Genomic DNA, 15,971 nt, shown 5'->3' on the forward strand with positions numbered 1-15,971 from the left:
TATTCGCCACTGCGCTTATAGCGATGTCTCATGCCATACCAGCCTCGCTTGCGATGTGATGCCGGCGACATGGTTTGCGGATCGTTGGGGTTCGCTTGCGCTCACCCTAACCTACGACGGTTGAGAAACGAACTCATACAAACGAGCCCCGTCAGTTCATCACTGGCGGGGCTCGTACGTTACCGGCTTACCTCGCTTGTTTCTCTTGCCTCTCCAGCAAGCCCATAGCTACCGATTCCACCCGTTCACTCAAAAAATACAGGGCGATAAACAAGCCTTCGGTGGTCAGCGGATCGAAGGGGAGTTTCTTCGGGCGGCTGATCCATATTGCATTCGTATTGAATGCGGAACGATTCACTGGTGGCCAAAATACGTGCAAGGGTAAGCACCCCTGTGATGATGCCAGTGAGGGTGGTGAGGGATTCCTCGTAGGGGGCGACCAGATTGCCTTCGGTCAAAATTTGGCGACAAATGTCTGTAGTCTTCGCGCGCCAACGTAGGTTGGGCTGAACAAAGTGATGCCCAACGTTGCGCAGCTTTGAAGCTCGCCGTGATATCAAACATGCGTGCTTTTGAGGCTCACCGTGAACCCCAATATCGCGCAACGTTGGGGTTCGCCTTGCTCACCCCAACCTACGGTTGCGCCCTAAAACGAAAACGTACGCGCTCGTTCGCCTCGCGTACCGCATGCACAAAATCCGTAAACGGAAGGTCGGTAATGCCGACCAGGCCGATGTGTGCGTTCTCGCCATCGAGCAAGCGACCCGTGACGGGCTGATCGGCATACTGGAACCAATGCGCGCCGACGATATTCGGGTCGTTCGCTGCCGCAGCGATGAAACGCGTATACGCTTCACCGCGTTGCTGCTCGTTATAGACCGCGATCACGCCGCTGCCGAACGGGCCTCGATCGTTGGAGCCGAAATGAAACTCGGTTATCAGGGCCGGCTTACCCAGCCCGGCCAAAGCAGGCGCGTCGAAGCCATGCTGCGGCACATCGGTATAGGTATTGAAACTCACTACATCACAATAAGCCGCGCAGGCCGCGACAGCTTCAGGGGTGTTCACTGCAAAGCGGCCGCCGAGAAACAGATGGTGTGCATCGTGTCGATGAATCGCCTCGGCGACCACACGGAAATAGGTGTCGGCATACTGGCGTAGCCACGCGCTGTAGTCATCGGCAATCGCGGGATGAGCCTCATTCGGATCAGGAGCCGCAAACCCGGTGGCACTCAATGCCTCCCATGACGGCAGGGCGATGCCCCAGGCCGCTGCCAGCTTTGCCGGCTCGCCATACTTTTTCTTCAGTACCCCGATAAATGCCTGCTTGGCATCGCTGATGGCTTCGCCGCGCAAGGTGCCCGTAGCCAAGCCCCAGCGCCCTTGCGGCCCCTGCCCGGCCCAGGCCAGTTCGTTGTCGGCGAAATAGCCCAGCAACCAGGGATCGTCGCGCACCTCGTTCGCCACCTTGGCCACCGCGCTATCGGCGGCTTGTGCAAAACGTGGATCAAAGGGATCAGGCATGCGCCCCCAATAATCGTAGCCGCTGGACACATTGCCAAAAACACCGGCGACGGCGATCGAGCGCGTATAGGGCATGCGATGCGCCTTACCTAGCGCGGTATCGCTCCAGTTACCCACGGTGTTGAAACCCCAGGCTTGCAGTCGATCCAGTGTTCGCGTGCGCCACACGTCCAGCGCATGTGAACCATCCGCGCGATACAGATTGGCCGCATAGAAATCGAACCAGCGGCCGTGGTTATAGGCGATACCCGCACGCGAACCCGCACCGGGCTGGCGGCTGTCATCGCTGCCGTAGAACGACGCCCATGCTCCGCTGGCGGAAGGCAGCTCACGGAACATGCTTTCGCGCCCCTCGACATAACTGCGCCCACCTTCGGCAGTAACCGCGTTGACGCCGAGCGAGAAAAACGCATGTCCATCGGGCGTAACGAATTGCCAGCGACCGTCGCGGCGCTCAGTGCGAAACCAACCATTGGCCTTGAATGCCGGAACGTCCAGACGCCCGCCATAAGGGTCCGCTGGATTCTGTTGTTTCCGTGCCGCAGCCAGCCCGGCCTGTGCCTTGCCCTGTTCGGCACGCAAGACCGCATCGGAATCGACCTTCTCGGGCCAACTGCCGCGCGTGTACTGACCCCAGGCATCGACGATGCCGGCGTAGGCATGATTCAACGTGGCACTGCCTGCGGAGGTTTCGACGCGGCCGAGCAGCAATGCTTGAGCGGCCTGTGGCGCCGGCATGCCGATTCGCACAGCACGCACCTGCCGCGGATCAAGCGTCCCTTCCACGGTCGTTGCCAGCAGTACCCGCTGTCCCTGCTCGTCAAACGGCATGGGTGGCCCGACTTGCATGCCCTGGACACGCGGCGACGTCGCTTGCAGCGGCACGACGATGGTTTGTACCGGCCCAGCCGGCAAGCCCATCGTCGCGTGCAAATGCTGAGCATCGCCGACACCATCGATATCCACGGTCAAGGTCACCGCCCATGGCATCGCGTTCTGCACGATCAGGCGCAGTTCGCCTTGTCGCGACCAGTCCCACGCACCTTGCTTCGGCGCCATCACTAGCTGCGGCTGTGCGGCAGGCTCAAACGTATAACGCAACAGCGGCGTTGCGCCCTGCACCGGCTCCGGCGCAGCCCCGCGCTGTACGTGCTGCAACGTAAGCTGTGGATTGGGCGTTATCTGGCTGAGGTCGGCAACCACCGTTTCCGTGGCGGCCTGACAAGCGGTCAGTCCCAGTAGACCAAGCAGTGAGAGAAAAGCGATTCGTTTCATGCTCCGAGTATGCCCCCGCCACCCTAAGAGCGCACTCGTCAGCGCTTACTCACACATGGACACGGCGCCAGAGGTAATAAACCGGCACCCCTACCGCGATCAGTAACAAACTCATGCCGGCATCGCCGGGAGCATGAATCGTCGTGGCGATAATCACGCCGAACACCGTGCCGACGAAGAGCAACGGCAGCAATGGATAGAAAGGCACTCGATACGGCGATGGCTCATCGGCAAAACGGCGGCGATACCAAAACAGGGTGGCGATGCCAAAGGCATGCGATAGCCATTCGCCCACCGTGGTGTAGTCGAGCAACTGACCGAAGCTGCCCGACAAGGTGAGTACGACGGCCCAGGCGCCCAGTACGGCCAGTGCCACCTGCGGCGCACGGGTGCGTGGTTCGATATGTCCAGCCACCCGAAAAAACATGCCGTCGGCGCCCATCGTCTGCAGCACGCGAGCGCCACCGGCAATCGCGATGCTGCAATAACCGAAGGTGGAGCAGGCAATGCCTACGGCGATCAAGGTGGCGCCATGCTCGCCGAACAATCGGCGCATCAAATCCGCCGCAGGCGCATGACTGGCGGCAAGCCCGGCATGCCCCAGCCCGGCGAGATAAGCCAGGTTGACCAACACATAGCAAATCACCACCACAGCCAACCCAAGACCCAGCGCGCGCGGCAAGGTGCGTTGCGGTTCGCGCACCTCGCCAGCCAGGTCGTTGAGATAGTGAAAACCGCCATAAGTGAATAACACCGGCAACAACGCGCCGAGAAACGACCACGCCGGCACCGGATGGGCCGTATCCGTAGCCAGGGCCATGCCCAACTGACCGCGCACCAGCACCAGCCCGGCGACGATCAACACGACGATCGCCGTCAGCTTGAGCAGGGTGAACAGGTTCTGCATGCGCGCGCCCGCGCGAATGCCAAACAGATTCACGCCGACGATGAAGGCAATCGCGCCTACCGCTATCGGCTTCACCCATGGCAACGGCAACCCGGTCGCCGCGCAGAAATAATCGGCAAACGTCGTCGCCACGGCCGCCACACTGCCGGGGTAGTTAATCAACGCCATCGTCCAGCCAAACAGAAACGCCGGCAGTTGACCGAAAGCTTCGCGCAGATAGATGTAGACGCCACCCGCCTGCGGTCGCCGCGCACCCAGTTCGGCATAGCAAAGCACCCCGGCCAGTGTGAGCAAGCCACCCACTGCCCATAGCAGCAGCAGTTGCCAACCCGAGGAGGTGCGCTCGGCCACCGTGGCGGCGCTGCGAAAGATGCCGGCGCCGATCACGCCGCCAATCACTATCGCGGTGGCATCCCAGGTGCCGAGACGGCGCAGATACGAAGGAGAGGGTTCGTTGCTCATGGTTTCGCCGCTGCCGTGGTCGCGGCAACGATAGCGCGACTTTACCCGGCGCATGTATCAGCCTTGCGGCACAGCCCTGGCAAAGCTTCGATGTGGAACGAAACATCAGCGCGAATGGCTTGGTAACGTGCTTGACACTTACTTACCGGCGCCCGCCCATGTCCATCACCTGCCTGATCCGTTACCAGATCGACCCCTTTCAGCGCGAGGCCTTCAAGACCTATGCGGAAAACTGGGGCCGCATCATCCCCCGTTGCGGCGGTCATCTCGTCGGCTATTTCCTGCCGCACGAGGGTACCAACGATGTGGCCTGGGGACTGATCGCGTTCGACAGCCTGGCCGCCTACGAAGCCTATCGCGCGCGATTGAAGACCGACCCGGAAGGGCGTGCGAATTTCGCCATGGCGCAAACACTGCGCTTTATTCTGCGAGAGGAGCGCAGCTTCGTCGAAACGGTAAAAGGTACGTTCGGCATACCGGCCATGCAGGCGCATGATGCATAAGCACGCTTTTTTTGCGCACACCGTGCGCTCCACCATTGACAGCCCCCCGACCTAGCCGAAACACTAACCACCCCCAGCGTCATGGCATGCCATGACGCACCGGAGTCGAGGGGTGCTGCGACGGACCAGATCCGCCACGCTCGGCTCACGACGCTATCAGGCAAGGGCGCCCCTCAACATTGAGAGGTGTATTCGTGTCTGCTTATCTTGCTATTGCCACGTCTTCGCTATGTCCGGGCATCCATCCCGATGACACCCATTTCGCCGCATCGCTGGAACGCCACGGCGTTCATGTAACGGCCTGTCTATGGAACGACCCCGCGGTGGACTGGTCGCGGTTCGACGCCGTACTGGTGCGCACCACCTGGGATTACTTCAAGCATTACGCCGCGTTTCTGTCATGGCTGGACCAGCTCGATCGACTCGGCGTACCGCTTATCAACGACAGCCAACTGGTGCGCTGGAACAGCGAAAAAGGCTATCTGGCCGAGTTGGCGCAGCATGGCGTCGCCATCATCCCCACACAGATCGTCAATGGCGATGGCTTGCTCGATGTGTTGCGGACGATGCAAGCCCAGGAGATCGTCATCAAGCCGACCGTCAGCGGCAGCGCCTGGCACACGGTGCGCGGCACGGTAGGCGAGGCCTCGTTCGAACAAGCAGTGGCGCGCTTACCGACGGATTTTCGCTATCTGCTGCAACCATTCGTGCCGGAAATTATCAGCGATGGCGAATGGTCTTTGATGTATTTCGCCGGTGAATTCAGCCATGCGGTCATCAAGCGCCCGGCTGCAGGCGATTACCGCGTGCAAAACGAATACGGCGGCACCGCCGAAGCCATCATGCCTGGCGCGGACATTCTGGCCGCGGCGAACCAGGCTTTGGCCGCCGTCGCGGCGATAGGCCATGCCGATCATGCTTATGTACGCGTGGACGGCGTGGTCTGCGCGGGACGCTTTCTAATCATGGAGCTGGAGCTGATCGAGCCGTTCCTGCATTTGGCGATACGGCCTGAGGGCGCTGAACGCTTCGCCGAGCATATCGCCGCACGGCTCACCGAAAAGGTTGCAAGCCAGGCCTTCGCCGCCCCTCCCTTGCACGTAGCCTGATTAGCATCGAATCTCGGCAGATGTTTTTCCCCTCCCCTGCGACCGAAGGGAGTCCCTTTTTCGGGGCTTGCAGGGGGAGGCTGGGAGGGGGTGAACACTTGCGAAAACCTCTGCTGTGTTAGGGGCCACAGGGATTGATGAATCACTACACCTACAGGAATTTCAAGAATTTCAGAAATTTCCTACAAAGCTGCGGGCTAGGATCGGGGTAACCTCCCACGCTATCTTGAGTAAAAGCTTGGGTTCTGGGCAGACCGCAGCTACGCGATCCCTACACCATTAAATGAGCGGCTCCATGCAAAAACGCCTTGTCCTTTTATTGCTGCTGTTGCTGCTGTTGCTGCTGTTGCTGCTGGTCGGCTGCAATATGCCGTCTTCGTCGGCCACCCCGTCTCAAGAATCCGAGTACAACCTAGGCGCGACCTTCAAAGACCCAAAAGCCCAGGCGTTGGCGCTAGCGGCAGAGCATGGCAACACCAAAGAAGTGCAGCGGTTGATGAAACAGGAGAGCGTGAATCCTGATGTGATATTCAGCAGTGACGATAGCGGTATGCCGTTAGTCGCATGGCCTGTGTTCACGCACAACGCAGACGGCCTGAAGGCGATGCTGGAGAACGGGGCCAATCCCAACGCACGTAAACCGGGACGGAACGTCACAAAATTTGAGGACGGCAGCGTTGCAGATCATTTCGACTACAGCAATGCGATGGTCTGGGCCGCTAAACAGGACGATCCCATATACCTAAAGCTGCTGCTGGATCATGGCGGCGATCCGAATACCCGCAACACCAACGACGAAAATCTGCTGTTCCAAGCATTCATCTGGCATAACCAATGGCAGAACGTGCAACTACTGGTGAATCGAGGGGCGGACGTGAATGCCAAAAGCCAGGGCATTTCTATCCTCTTCGATTACGCTGGGCGTGGAGGGTTCGAGCAGAGCTACTGGTTATTGCAGCATGGTGCCGATCCCGGAGAGGGCGAGCCCCCACCTTTACCAAAACACAACTCCATCGTTGAAGCGATCTTCTGGCATCCCGGCAATCCAAAGAATCCAGAATGGCAGCGCAAGTGTCAGCAATGGCTCTTGCAGCATGGATATGTGCGTCCATCGATGCCAGAAAATTATCGAGAGATGCGCAAGAGCCTCGGTTTCCCTTACGAAGAAAAAGATATCCCATTGCTCTGAACCTACGGACAAAGGATTGACCCATGCCTACAGCGACTGAACATCAGCAAGACCGAGCCCTGTTGCAACAACTACGTGCTAGCGGCGAACCTGCGAAGTCACAGGAAGCAATACAGTTACAGACGCTTTATCACAGCCGCGAGTTGGGCGGCTTGAGCGCGGATGTGTACGAAGCAGCCAAGAACAGCGGTCATCCACCGCCGGGCTGGGTTCGAGCCAGCGAACATCTGGACAAGCTGCACGCGTATGCGCCGCAATTGAATATGTCTGATGCGCAACTGAAAGAAATGCTTCATCCCGATTCATCGGGTTTTCGCGCTGAAATCTACCTGCCTGACTCCACAGTGCTCGGACCTGGCTACAAGCCAGTACTAGCATTCAAAGGCTCGTCTGGTGAAGTGATGACATCTCATGGTCTGCGCGACACCACCGCCGAGGATTTTGTCGCCAACAACTTTCCGCAGGCGGCGGGGCTAGAGACCGACTATTACGACCGGGCAATGCAGCTAGCGGTCGCGTTGAAGGAGCGAGGCCATCTCGACTTTGAACTTACAGGCCACAGTCTGGCCGGTGGCATGGCCTCGGCGGCTTCAGCAGTAACTGGCATGCCCGCAACGACCTACAACGCCGCTGGCCTGCACCCGATCACAGCTCAGCGGTTCGGCGAGCAAAATGGCTTGCCCGTCTACGACGTCAGCCACCGCGTCACCGCCTATCAAGTGCAAGGCGAACTGCTAAGCAACGGCGTGCAGGACAATATCCACCGCATGGACATGGTCCAGCGTACAGAGCTGGGCGGCGTGCTCAAGGAGACGAGCCAATTGCTACGAGAACTGCCCGAAGGCCGCGCCATGCTCAAGCAGGCACTGGATAAGGGCGTGCCGCGCGATTCGCAGGGCACCGTACACGCCTTCGTGGATAAGCTGGCGACTGGCGATACCGACAAGATGCTGCGTGAACTGCCACTCGCCGCAGGTAATGTGCAGCCAGCGCTGGCGCCGATGACGCGGAAGAATCTAGACGACCCGAACAGCCCACTGGTGGCACGCACACAGGTACGTTCATTGCCGGAGATCACCCATTTGGCCGGGCCAGTGATGGCGACCATGGAGATCGCCGCGCTGGGGGCACACGTCGGGGAACGGGCCGGTGAGGCGATGAAAGCCGGAGGCCAGGCCACCCAGCAAGGGCTGCATTTTTCGGCCGACGCCAGCCGCACGGTAGGTGAGGTCAGTGGGAACGTATCGCGTGCCCAGACACACGTCGAAGGCGCGGTGGTATCCACGGGCGTGCATGTTGCGGGCGCGACGCTAGCCAAGACGCGCGAAGTCGGCGGCGAAGTCATGGCGACCATGGCCGAGCAGGAGGGCCTCAAGCAACAGTCGGAAGCTTCGGTGAATGCGGCCCTGATGCGGGGCGTGGGCAGCATCTTGCCTGGGAGCGCGGGTACCTGGGTGAAATCCCAGGCCGAGCAAACCGAGAAGACCGGCGAAATGGTGAACCACGCCTTTCAGGATGCAGCCAATCAGCAGCGCCATAGCAGCCATAACGACGCAGCGGCCATTCGTGGTGCGACGCATGCAGCGGAGTCCACAGTGCGACAGACCGCTCAGCGTGCTGGAGACCTTCAGCACGACGCCATGGCGGGTGCGGGTCGCGTCGTGGGTAGCGGACTCGATGCAACCGGCCATTTTGCCGAGGGCATGACACGTCATGCACCAACCCAGGGCGCGATGGTAGGCGGGGTGACAGCGGGCACCGTAGCGGCGGCGGCGCAGTTCAATCCACTCAATCCGACGGCGTATCCCAATCTGGCCAAGGTCGGTCTACTGGCAGCACAGGGCAAGCAGGCGGGAGGCGAGGCGTTCGAGCGGCATCTGATGAAGGCTAGTGTGCTGCCTAGCCTGGACAACCACATTGAACAACACGAACAGAGTGCGCGGAAATCGCTGCAGCAAGTAACGCCTGAGCATACTGAGCCCGCACATCAGAACAAGCCGGCAGCAGCGCGCCCCCGCCTCGATCATCCAGATCATCCCGATCACGCATTATTCAAACAGGCACGTGCATCGGTGCATCAGATGGACGCTGAGCAAGGGCGCGCGCCGGATCAGCGCAGCGAGAATCTGGCGGGCGCGTTGACGGTGGCGGCCAAGGCTGGCGGTTTGAAGCGAGTCGATGGGGTCGTACTCAGTAATGACGCTACGCGCGCCTTTGCCGCCCATCACGTGATCCCACGCGCCTTGACGAACACTGCTCATGTAGAAGTCACACAGGCCATCAACACGCCTCTCGAAAAAAGCACGGAAGCGATGCATCAGTTGAATCAGCAGCAGGCGACCCAGGCCCAGACACAAGCCCAGATTCAGCAGAACCAGCAAACGCAGCAATCGAACGGGCCGACCATGACCAGATAGCGCTCCACCAGCTTAGTTGGCTCTTAAGCCGCCCTCTGCTGAACTGCGGGGGCGGCTTTTCATACATGAGGGGGTGACAGCGCAGGGTATGGGGGCACTACAGAGCGCTTTATCGCCTCTACGAAGGCTCTTTAAACTTTTACTTCTATCAAACCAAATGGCTTGATCTGGACATCACCCCGTCTTTTCACAACATACTTTTGAGGGCCGTAGCTGTCTGCCCGCGCCCAATAGATCAGAGTATCCCTAGGAGAGGGGCTTTAGAATCAAGTTCGACTTACCCACACTGCCGCCCGTGCCCGCCTCGCCTCGTAAAATCCTGCATGTCGACATGGACGCGTTCTACGCGTCGGTGGAACAGCGCGACGACCCTTCGTTGCGAGGCAAGCCGGTGGTCGTGGCATGGCGTGGCGCGCGCTCGGTGGTCTGCGCGGCAAGCTACGAAGCACGCGTCTATGGCGTGCGCTCGGCCATGCCAGCCATACGCGCCGAGCGGCTATGTCCGCAGGCGATCTTCGTGCCGCCGGATTTCTTGCGCTACAAAGCGGTATCGCGCCACGTGCGCGAAATTTTTGCCCGGCATACCGACCTGATCGAGCCGCTGTCACTGGACGAAGCTTATCTCGACGTCACCATCACCAAGACCGGCCTGCCCTCGGCCACGGCCACCGCCGAAGCGATTCGTACGGCGATTCGCGAAGAAACCCAGCTCACCGCCTCCGCCGGCGTGGCGCCGAATAAATTCCTTGCCAAGATCGCCTCCGACTGGAACAAGCCCGATGGCCTGTTTGTCATCCGCCCGCACCAGGTCGAAGCCTTTCTGGCACCACTGGAGATCGGTCGATTGCCCGGTGTCGGCAAGGTGATGGAAGCGCGCTTGCGCGTGCTGGGCATTACCACCGTCGGCGAACTGCGCACACAATCATTGCTGGAGCTGGAGCAACGCTTCGGTCGCTGGGGCCGCCGCCTGCATGAGCTGTCATGGGGCATCGACGAGCACAGCGTGCAACCGGATCGCCCTACCCTGCAGGTCTCGGCCGAAGACACCTTTGAGCACGACCTGACGCTGGACGAACTCGAACCGCATATCCGCCGGCTTGCCGAAAAAACCTGGGCGGCCCATGAGCGCGAGTATGGCCGCGTGGCGCGCACCGTGGTGCTGAAGCTCAAGACATCGGACTTTCACTCACTGACCCGCAGCCTGACGCCCACCGTTCGCCCATCATCGGTGACTGAGTTGAGCGATATCGCCTGCGCCTTGCGCGCGCGCGTCGACCGGCCGGCCGAAAGCCGCTACCGGCTCGTCGGGGTCGGTCTGGCCGGCTTCGTCGATCGCGACAGCTACGAGGCGCAACCCGATCTTTTCGCGGCGTTCCCATCGCCATAGCTCGCCTGCTCAACAGCGCCGCCACACTTGCGACGGGTCGATCTTCAAGTACGCTGCATTTCCATCGACCCGCTACTTTCTGCCCCCGCCCGCCGGAGCATCGCATGCACTTCGAGGTACCGAAAACCAAGCTGCATTCGTTCAAGGAATTTACCAAGCACTATCTGATGATCGTGCTCAGCATTCTTACCGCGCTTGGTCTGGAGCAATGGATCGAACGCACTCACCACGACCATGCTGCGGCGTTTGCCGGCCAGCAGATCGAGGCCGAACTGCGGGCTAACCTGGTTAGCGTGCAGACCTCGTTGCAAAATAATGCCGAGCATCTGAAACCGCTGCAGCAAATGAATGAAACGCTGACCCAGGACATCAAGAACGGTGTGTCCAATATCACCATCAATCAGCATATTCAGGCGGCCAAAGACCAGTTCAGACTCAGTCTCGATTGGCCTACTCTGGCCAGCCAGGCCTGGGATGTCGCCGTCGCCAATCAATCCGCCACCTGGCTGAATGTCGCTGACTTGCGCACCTATGCGACGGCCTATGCCGCCCAACGCGATGCCGCCGCCTGGATGACTCACGACAGCACACTCTTTCTCAATGCCCCGCGCATGGCCACGCTGCGCACCGAGCTCAATCTTGGCGTCAACGTCGAGCCGGTCGAATTTGTCGCGGTACTGCAGCAGATGATCGGCACCGCCTCGCAAACCCAATCTCATTTGCAACAGATGGAAGCGCAGTTGGCGCATGCGCTGCATGTCGAAACGGAGCGCGCCAAAAGCTAGATATCGAGCACGGTATCCAGGCCACGGTGCACGCCGATCAAGCTGGAAACTTTGCGAATCGCCAACAGTGCGCCATCCACATAAGGCCGCGCGCTGTTGCCGGCGTTGTGGCGCAAAGTCAGTGTCTGGTCCGGCATACCAAAGATCACTTCGGCCCCAATCACAAAACCCGGTAGCCGGATCGCATGCACCTGGGTGCCAGACAAATTGGCGCCACGGGTTTCCGGCACGCCCAGCGTCTTATCCAACGGCACCGTCAACTCGGGTTGACGCACTTTGCCCAGGCGGCCGGCCAGCTCCCGCACGGTGCCGCTGGGCGCATCCGGCTTGCCGTCGTAGGCATAGTCGATGATCTCCCACTGCGGGATGTACTTCGCCGCCATCTCGGCAAACTTCTGCAACAGCACCACGGTAAGCGCGAAGTTGCCGCAGGCGAGCACGCCTCGCTGCCGCTCGCGCGCTACCGCGTCGATATACGCATAGTCCTCGTCGCTAAGACCCGACGTACCCACCACCACGTGCGCGCCACTCTCCAGCGCCGCGAGGATATTCGCCTTGGCCGTATCCGGCCTGGTGTATTCGACGAAGACATCGCAGGGATGAGCCAATGCTTGCGCGGCGTCGGCGTATATCGGTGCCTGCAAACGAGCATCGGCCAGCACGTCACCCAGGTTTTTTCCTGCATGTTTGCGTGATATTGCCGCCATCAAGGCGAGATCATCGGCATCGGCGATACCCCTGGCCAATTCAGAGCCTGCCCAACCGGTGGCGCCGGCGACACATACATTCAAAGCCATGAAAGATCTCCTCGAAGGGTGCTTAAGCATGCTTCTACATTGGGCTGCGCAAGCCGATGCCAACCGATGCGCCAGCATCAAATACGAAAAAGCCTGGGCATAAGCCCAGGCTTTTTGCTGACCGGGTCAAGTCGGCACTTACTTTTTCTTCGGCATGTACAAATCGGTGATGGTGCCTTCGTACACTTCCGCCGCCATGCCCACCGTTTCACCCAAGGTCGGGTGCGGGTGAATGGTCAGGCCGATATCGGAAGCTTCGCTGCCCATCTCGATCGCCAAGCCGATTTCAGAGATCAGGTCACCAGCATGCGGGCCGACGATGGCGCCACCGACGATGCGGTGGGTTTCTTCGTCGAACAACAATTTGGTGAAGCCCTCGGTGCGGTCGATGCCGATGGCGCGACCGCTGGCGGCCCACGGGAATTTGCCGACGCCGATCTTGAGGCCTTTCTCCTTCGCTTCGCGCTCGGTCACCCCGACCCAGGCGATCTCGGGGTCGGTAAAAGCCACCGACGGGATCACGCGCGCATCGAAATAGCTCTTATGGCCCGCCGCCACTTCAGCGGCGACCTTCGCCTCATGGGTGGCCTTGTGCGCCAGCATCGGCTGGCCGACCAAGTCGCCAATGGCAAAGATATGCGGCACGTTGGTGCGCATCTGCGTATCGACGTTGATAAAGCCGCGCTCGCTGACAACCACGCCTGCTTTGTCGGCGCCGATCTTGCCGCCGTTCGGCGAACGGCCGACCGCGACCAGTACGCGATCGAATACGTTGGTTTCAGGCATGCTTTCACCTTCAAAGGTGACTTCGATGCCTTTCTTTTGCGCCGTCGCCGCAACCACCTTGGTTTTCAGGTGCACGCCTTTGAGACGCTGCCCCAGGCGCTTGGCCAACGGTCGGATCAAGTCAGTGTCGGCGCCCGGAATAATCTGATCGGCCAGCTCGACCACGGTGACTTCGCTACCGAGACCGGCATATACCGTAGCCATTTCCAGACCGATGATGCCGCCGCCGACGACCAGCAACTTTTTCGGCACGTCGCGCAGTTCCAAGGCGCCGGTGGAATCGATGATGCGCTCGTCATCCCAGGGGAATGAGGGCAGCTTCACTGACTGCGAACCGGCCGCAATGATCGCCTGCTCGAAGCGGATCAGCTTGACGCCATCTTTGGTCTGTACTTCCAGCTCGTGCGGCGAGACAAACATGCCGACGCCCTCGACCGTGCGTACTTTGCGCTGTTTGGCCATCGAGCTGAGGCCACCGGTGAGCTGGTTGACCACTTTATCTTTGAAGCTACGCAGCTTGTCGATGTCGATCTTCGGCTTGCCGAAGCTGACGCCATGCGCGGCCATCGCCTCGGCCTCATCGATGACGGCAGCAGCGTGCAGCAGAGCTTTGGATGGGATGCAGCCGACATTAAGGCAAACACCGCCCAGCGTGGCGTAGCGTTCGACCAGCACGGTGTCCAGGCCAAGATCCGCGCCGCGAAAAGCCGCGGTGTAGCCACCAGGGCCGGAGCCGAGGACCACCAACTGGCATTCGAGATCGGCCTTGCGACCGGTAGCGCCGGCTGCGCTTATGCTTTTGCTTGCCGGAGCGGCCGGAGCAGGTGTCGGTGCGGCGGCCGGCTGGGTTGGTTTCGCCTCGGCCGGTTTCTCGGCAGGAGCGGCAACGGCACCATCGCCGGCCACTTCCAGCACAACGATCACCGCACCCTCGGATACTTCATCGCCTACCTTGAGCTTCAGCTCTTTGATGACGCCGGCGCTGCTGGAGGGAATCTCCATGGTCGCCTTATCCGATTCCAGCGTGACCAGGCTTTGCTCTTTCTCAACCTTGTCGCCCACTTTCACCAGCACCTCGATCACCGGCACGTTGTCGTGACCGCCGATGTCGGGAACCTTGATTTCGATGGTGTTGGCCATGCTGTTTTCCTTAAATACGGGGAGCGAGCGTCAACAATGGCGTTCGCATCATGGGAAGAGATATCGGCCTGCATCTGAGCCACCTGCCGCGCCTTGGAGCCGCTCTGACGTCTCCGGCGCGGGCATGTGGCCTATGAAAACAGAGGTTTTGCCAACACCGCTGCCGCTATCGGGTCAGAGCAGCAAACGGCGGATATCACCGAGCTGGGTCGCCAGGAAGGCTGCAAAACGCGCCGCGAGCGCGCCGTCGATGACACGGTGGTCATAAGACAGCGACAACGGCAGGATCAAGCGCGGAGCGAACTCCTGGCCATTCCAGACCGGCTTGATCTGCGCCTTGGAGACGCCAAGAATCGCCACCTCGGGCGCGTTGACGATCGGCGTGAAGCCGGTGCCGCCAATGCCGCCCAGCGAAGAGATCGAGAAACAGCCACCCGACATCTCGGCCGGCCCAAGCTTTTTATCGCGCGCCTTCTTCGAGATCTCGCCCAGTTCTACCGCCAGGTCGAGCAGCCCCTTCTTGTCGGCATCGCGGATCACCGGCACCACCAGGCCATCGGGCGTGTCCACCGCGATACCGATGTTGAAGTATTTCTTGAGGGTCAGCTTCTCGCCGCTTTCATCGAGCGAAGCATTGAACTGCGGGAATTTCTTCAGCGCCGCAACCACCGCTTTGATCTGGAATACCAGAGGGGTGATCTTGAGGTCTTTGTTTTCTTCGCCCAGCTTCTTGCGGAAAGCCTCCAGCTCGGTGATGTCGGCATCGTCGTGCTGGGTAACATGCGGAATCATCGCCCAGTTGCGCGCCAGGTTGGCGCCAGAGATCTTCTGGATGCGCGACAGCGGCTTTTCCTCGACCTCGCCGAACTTGCTGAAATCGACCTTGGGCCACGGCAACAGGTTGAGGCCACCGACCGATGCCTGCGCGGCGCCGGTCGGGCGCGCACCAGAGGCCAATGCGTGCTTGACGTAGGCGCTGACGTCCTCGCGCACGATCCGGCCACCACGACTGGAGCCTTTCACCTGCTGAATATCCACACCCAACTCACGCGCGAATGCGCGTATGGCCGGGCTGGCATAGGGCGCGTCGCCAGGCATGACGATGCGCGAATCGAACGGCGGACGCGCTTGCGGCGATACGTCACCCTCGGGTGCGTTGCCGGGCAGCACACTGCGGCCACCGATCGGCGCGGGCTTTTCGACCAGCGTTGCCGGGGCAGGCGCGGCGGCGGCTACCGGCTTCGCTTCGGTCGGCGCCGGTGCCTTGGCGGGTGTTGGCGCACTGGCTTCGCCAGCGGTCTCGATCACCGCGATGACGCTGCCCTCGGACAAAGCATCGCCCAGTTTTACCTTGAGCTCTTTGATGACACCGGCGAACGGCGCAGGCACTTCCATCGTCGCCTTGTCCGACTCCAGCGTCACCAGACCCTGGTCCTTGGCGACGGTGTCGCCCACCTTGACCAGGATTTCAATCACCGGTACGTCACTGCTACCAATGTCGGGGACGCGCGCTTCTTTGAGGTCGGCCATGGGTTCTCCTACAGATGGCGATGGCGCGCCGCCCGGGGATAGCGGCCGCGCAAGGCTTCACATCATAGCGAACGACTGCGATTTCGTCTGGCCTGATTGCCATTACGACGTCCATTCGCATACGTATGCATGGTTGGGAGGGGAACGGGGAACGGGGAAC

The 15,971-nt window shown here is 60.5% G+C and carries 12 protein-coding genes and 1 riboswitch; of the genes, 6 read left to right on the forward strand and 6 right to left on the reverse strand.

The features are described from left to right. Positions 1-187: 187 nt before the first annotated feature. From DVJ77_RS21195 to DVJ77_RS17860, 3 genes are all read right to left on the reverse strand, one after another. Positions 188-358, reverse strand: coding sequence for a hypothetical protein (locus DVJ77_RS21195; RefSeq protein ID WP_162791555.1), 171 nt, complete (start codon positions 356-358; stop codon positions 188-190). Positions 359-633: 275 nt separating this feature from the next. Beyond that, positions 634-2,799 (reverse strand): beta-agarase, encoded by a 2,166-nt coding sequence (locus tag DVJ77_RS17855; protein WP_114846885.1) that lies wholly within the window; start codon positions 2,797-2,799, stop codon positions 634-636. A gap of 49 nt (positions 2,800-2,848) precedes the next feature. Beyond that, positions 2,849-4,168 (reverse strand): APC family permease, encoded by a 1,320-nt coding sequence (locus tag DVJ77_RS17860; RefSeq protein WP_114846969.1) that lies wholly within the window; start codon positions 4,166-4,168, stop codon positions 2,849-2,851. A 158-nt stretch (positions 4,169-4,326) separates the two neighbouring features. On the opposite strand from DVJ77_RS17860, the gene DVJ77_RS17865 reads away from it, so the two are divergent. From DVJ77_RS17865 to DVJ77_RS17890, 6 genes are all read left to right on the forward strand, one after another. Continuing rightward, positions 4,327-4,671, forward strand: a complete 345-nt coding sequence (locus tag DVJ77_RS17865; protein ID WP_114846886.1) for an NIPSNAP family protein — start codon at positions 4,327-4,329, stop codon at positions 4,669-4,671. Positions 4,672-4,772: 101 nt separating this feature from the next. Then, positions 4,773-4,850: riboswitch (S-adenosyl-L-homocysteine riboswitch) on the forward strand. A 15-nt stretch (positions 4,851-4,865) separates the two neighbouring features. Next, a complete protein-coding gene (locus tag DVJ77_RS17870; protein WP_191983722.1) occupies positions 4,866-5,780 on the forward strand; it encodes an ATP-grasp domain-containing protein in 915 nt (304 codons plus the stop codon). Positions 5,781-6,075: 295 nt separating this feature from the next. Then, on the forward strand, positions 6,076-6,969 hold the full coding sequence (locus DVJ77_RS17875) for an ankyrin repeat domain-containing protein (protein WP_114846888.1): 894 nt from the start codon (positions 6,076-6,078) through the stop codon (positions 6,967-6,969). Between the two features lie 23 nt (positions 6,970-6,992). Further along, entirely contained in the window at positions 6,993-9,386 is a 2,394-nt protein-coding gene (locus DVJ77_RS17880) for a Tle-like phospholipase domain-containing protein (protein ID WP_114846889.1), read from the forward strand. A 295-nt stretch (positions 9,387-9,681) separates the two neighbouring features. After that, a complete protein-coding gene (gene dinB, locus DVJ77_RS17885; protein WP_114846890.1) occupies positions 9,682-10,773 on the forward strand; it encodes a DNA polymerase IV in 1,092 nt (363 codons plus the stop codon). Positions 10,774-10,877: 104 nt separating this feature from the next. Continuing rightward, complete coding sequence (locus tag DVJ77_RS17890; protein ID WP_114846891.1) at positions 10,878-11,558, forward strand: hypothetical protein; 681 nt, start codon at positions 10,878-10,880, stop codon at positions 11,556-11,558. Here DVJ77_RS17890 and dapB read toward each other — a convergent pair. From dapB to aceF, 3 genes are all read right to left on the reverse strand, one after another. Next, entirely contained in the window at positions 11,555-12,355 is an 801-nt protein-coding gene (gene dapB / locus DVJ77_RS17895; RefSeq protein WP_114846892.1) for a 4-hydroxy-tetrahydrodipicolinate reductase, read from the reverse strand. The two genes, DVJ77_RS17890 and dapB, sit on opposite strands and share 4 nt — an antisense overlap. A gap of 138 nt (positions 12,356-12,493) precedes the next feature. Further along, positions 12,494-14,281 (reverse strand): dihydrolipoyl dehydrogenase, encoded by a 1,788-nt coding sequence (gene lpdA, locus DVJ77_RS17900; RefSeq protein WP_114846893.1) that lies wholly within the window; start codon positions 14,279-14,281, stop codon positions 12,494-12,496. Positions 14,282-14,455: 174 nt separating this feature from the next. After that, entirely contained in the window at positions 14,456-15,811 is a 1,356-nt protein-coding gene (aceF, locus tag DVJ77_RS17905) for a dihydrolipoyllysine-residue acetyltransferase (RefSeq protein ID WP_114846894.1), read from the reverse strand. Between the last annotated feature and the right edge of the window lie 160 nt (positions 15,812-15,971).

The sequence above is a fragment of the Dyella tabacisoli genome (genome assembly GCF_003350925.1).
Taxonomy (GTDB): Bacteria; Pseudomonadota; Gammaproteobacteria; order Xanthomonadales; family Rhodanobacteraceae; genus Dyella_C; species Dyella_C tabacisoli.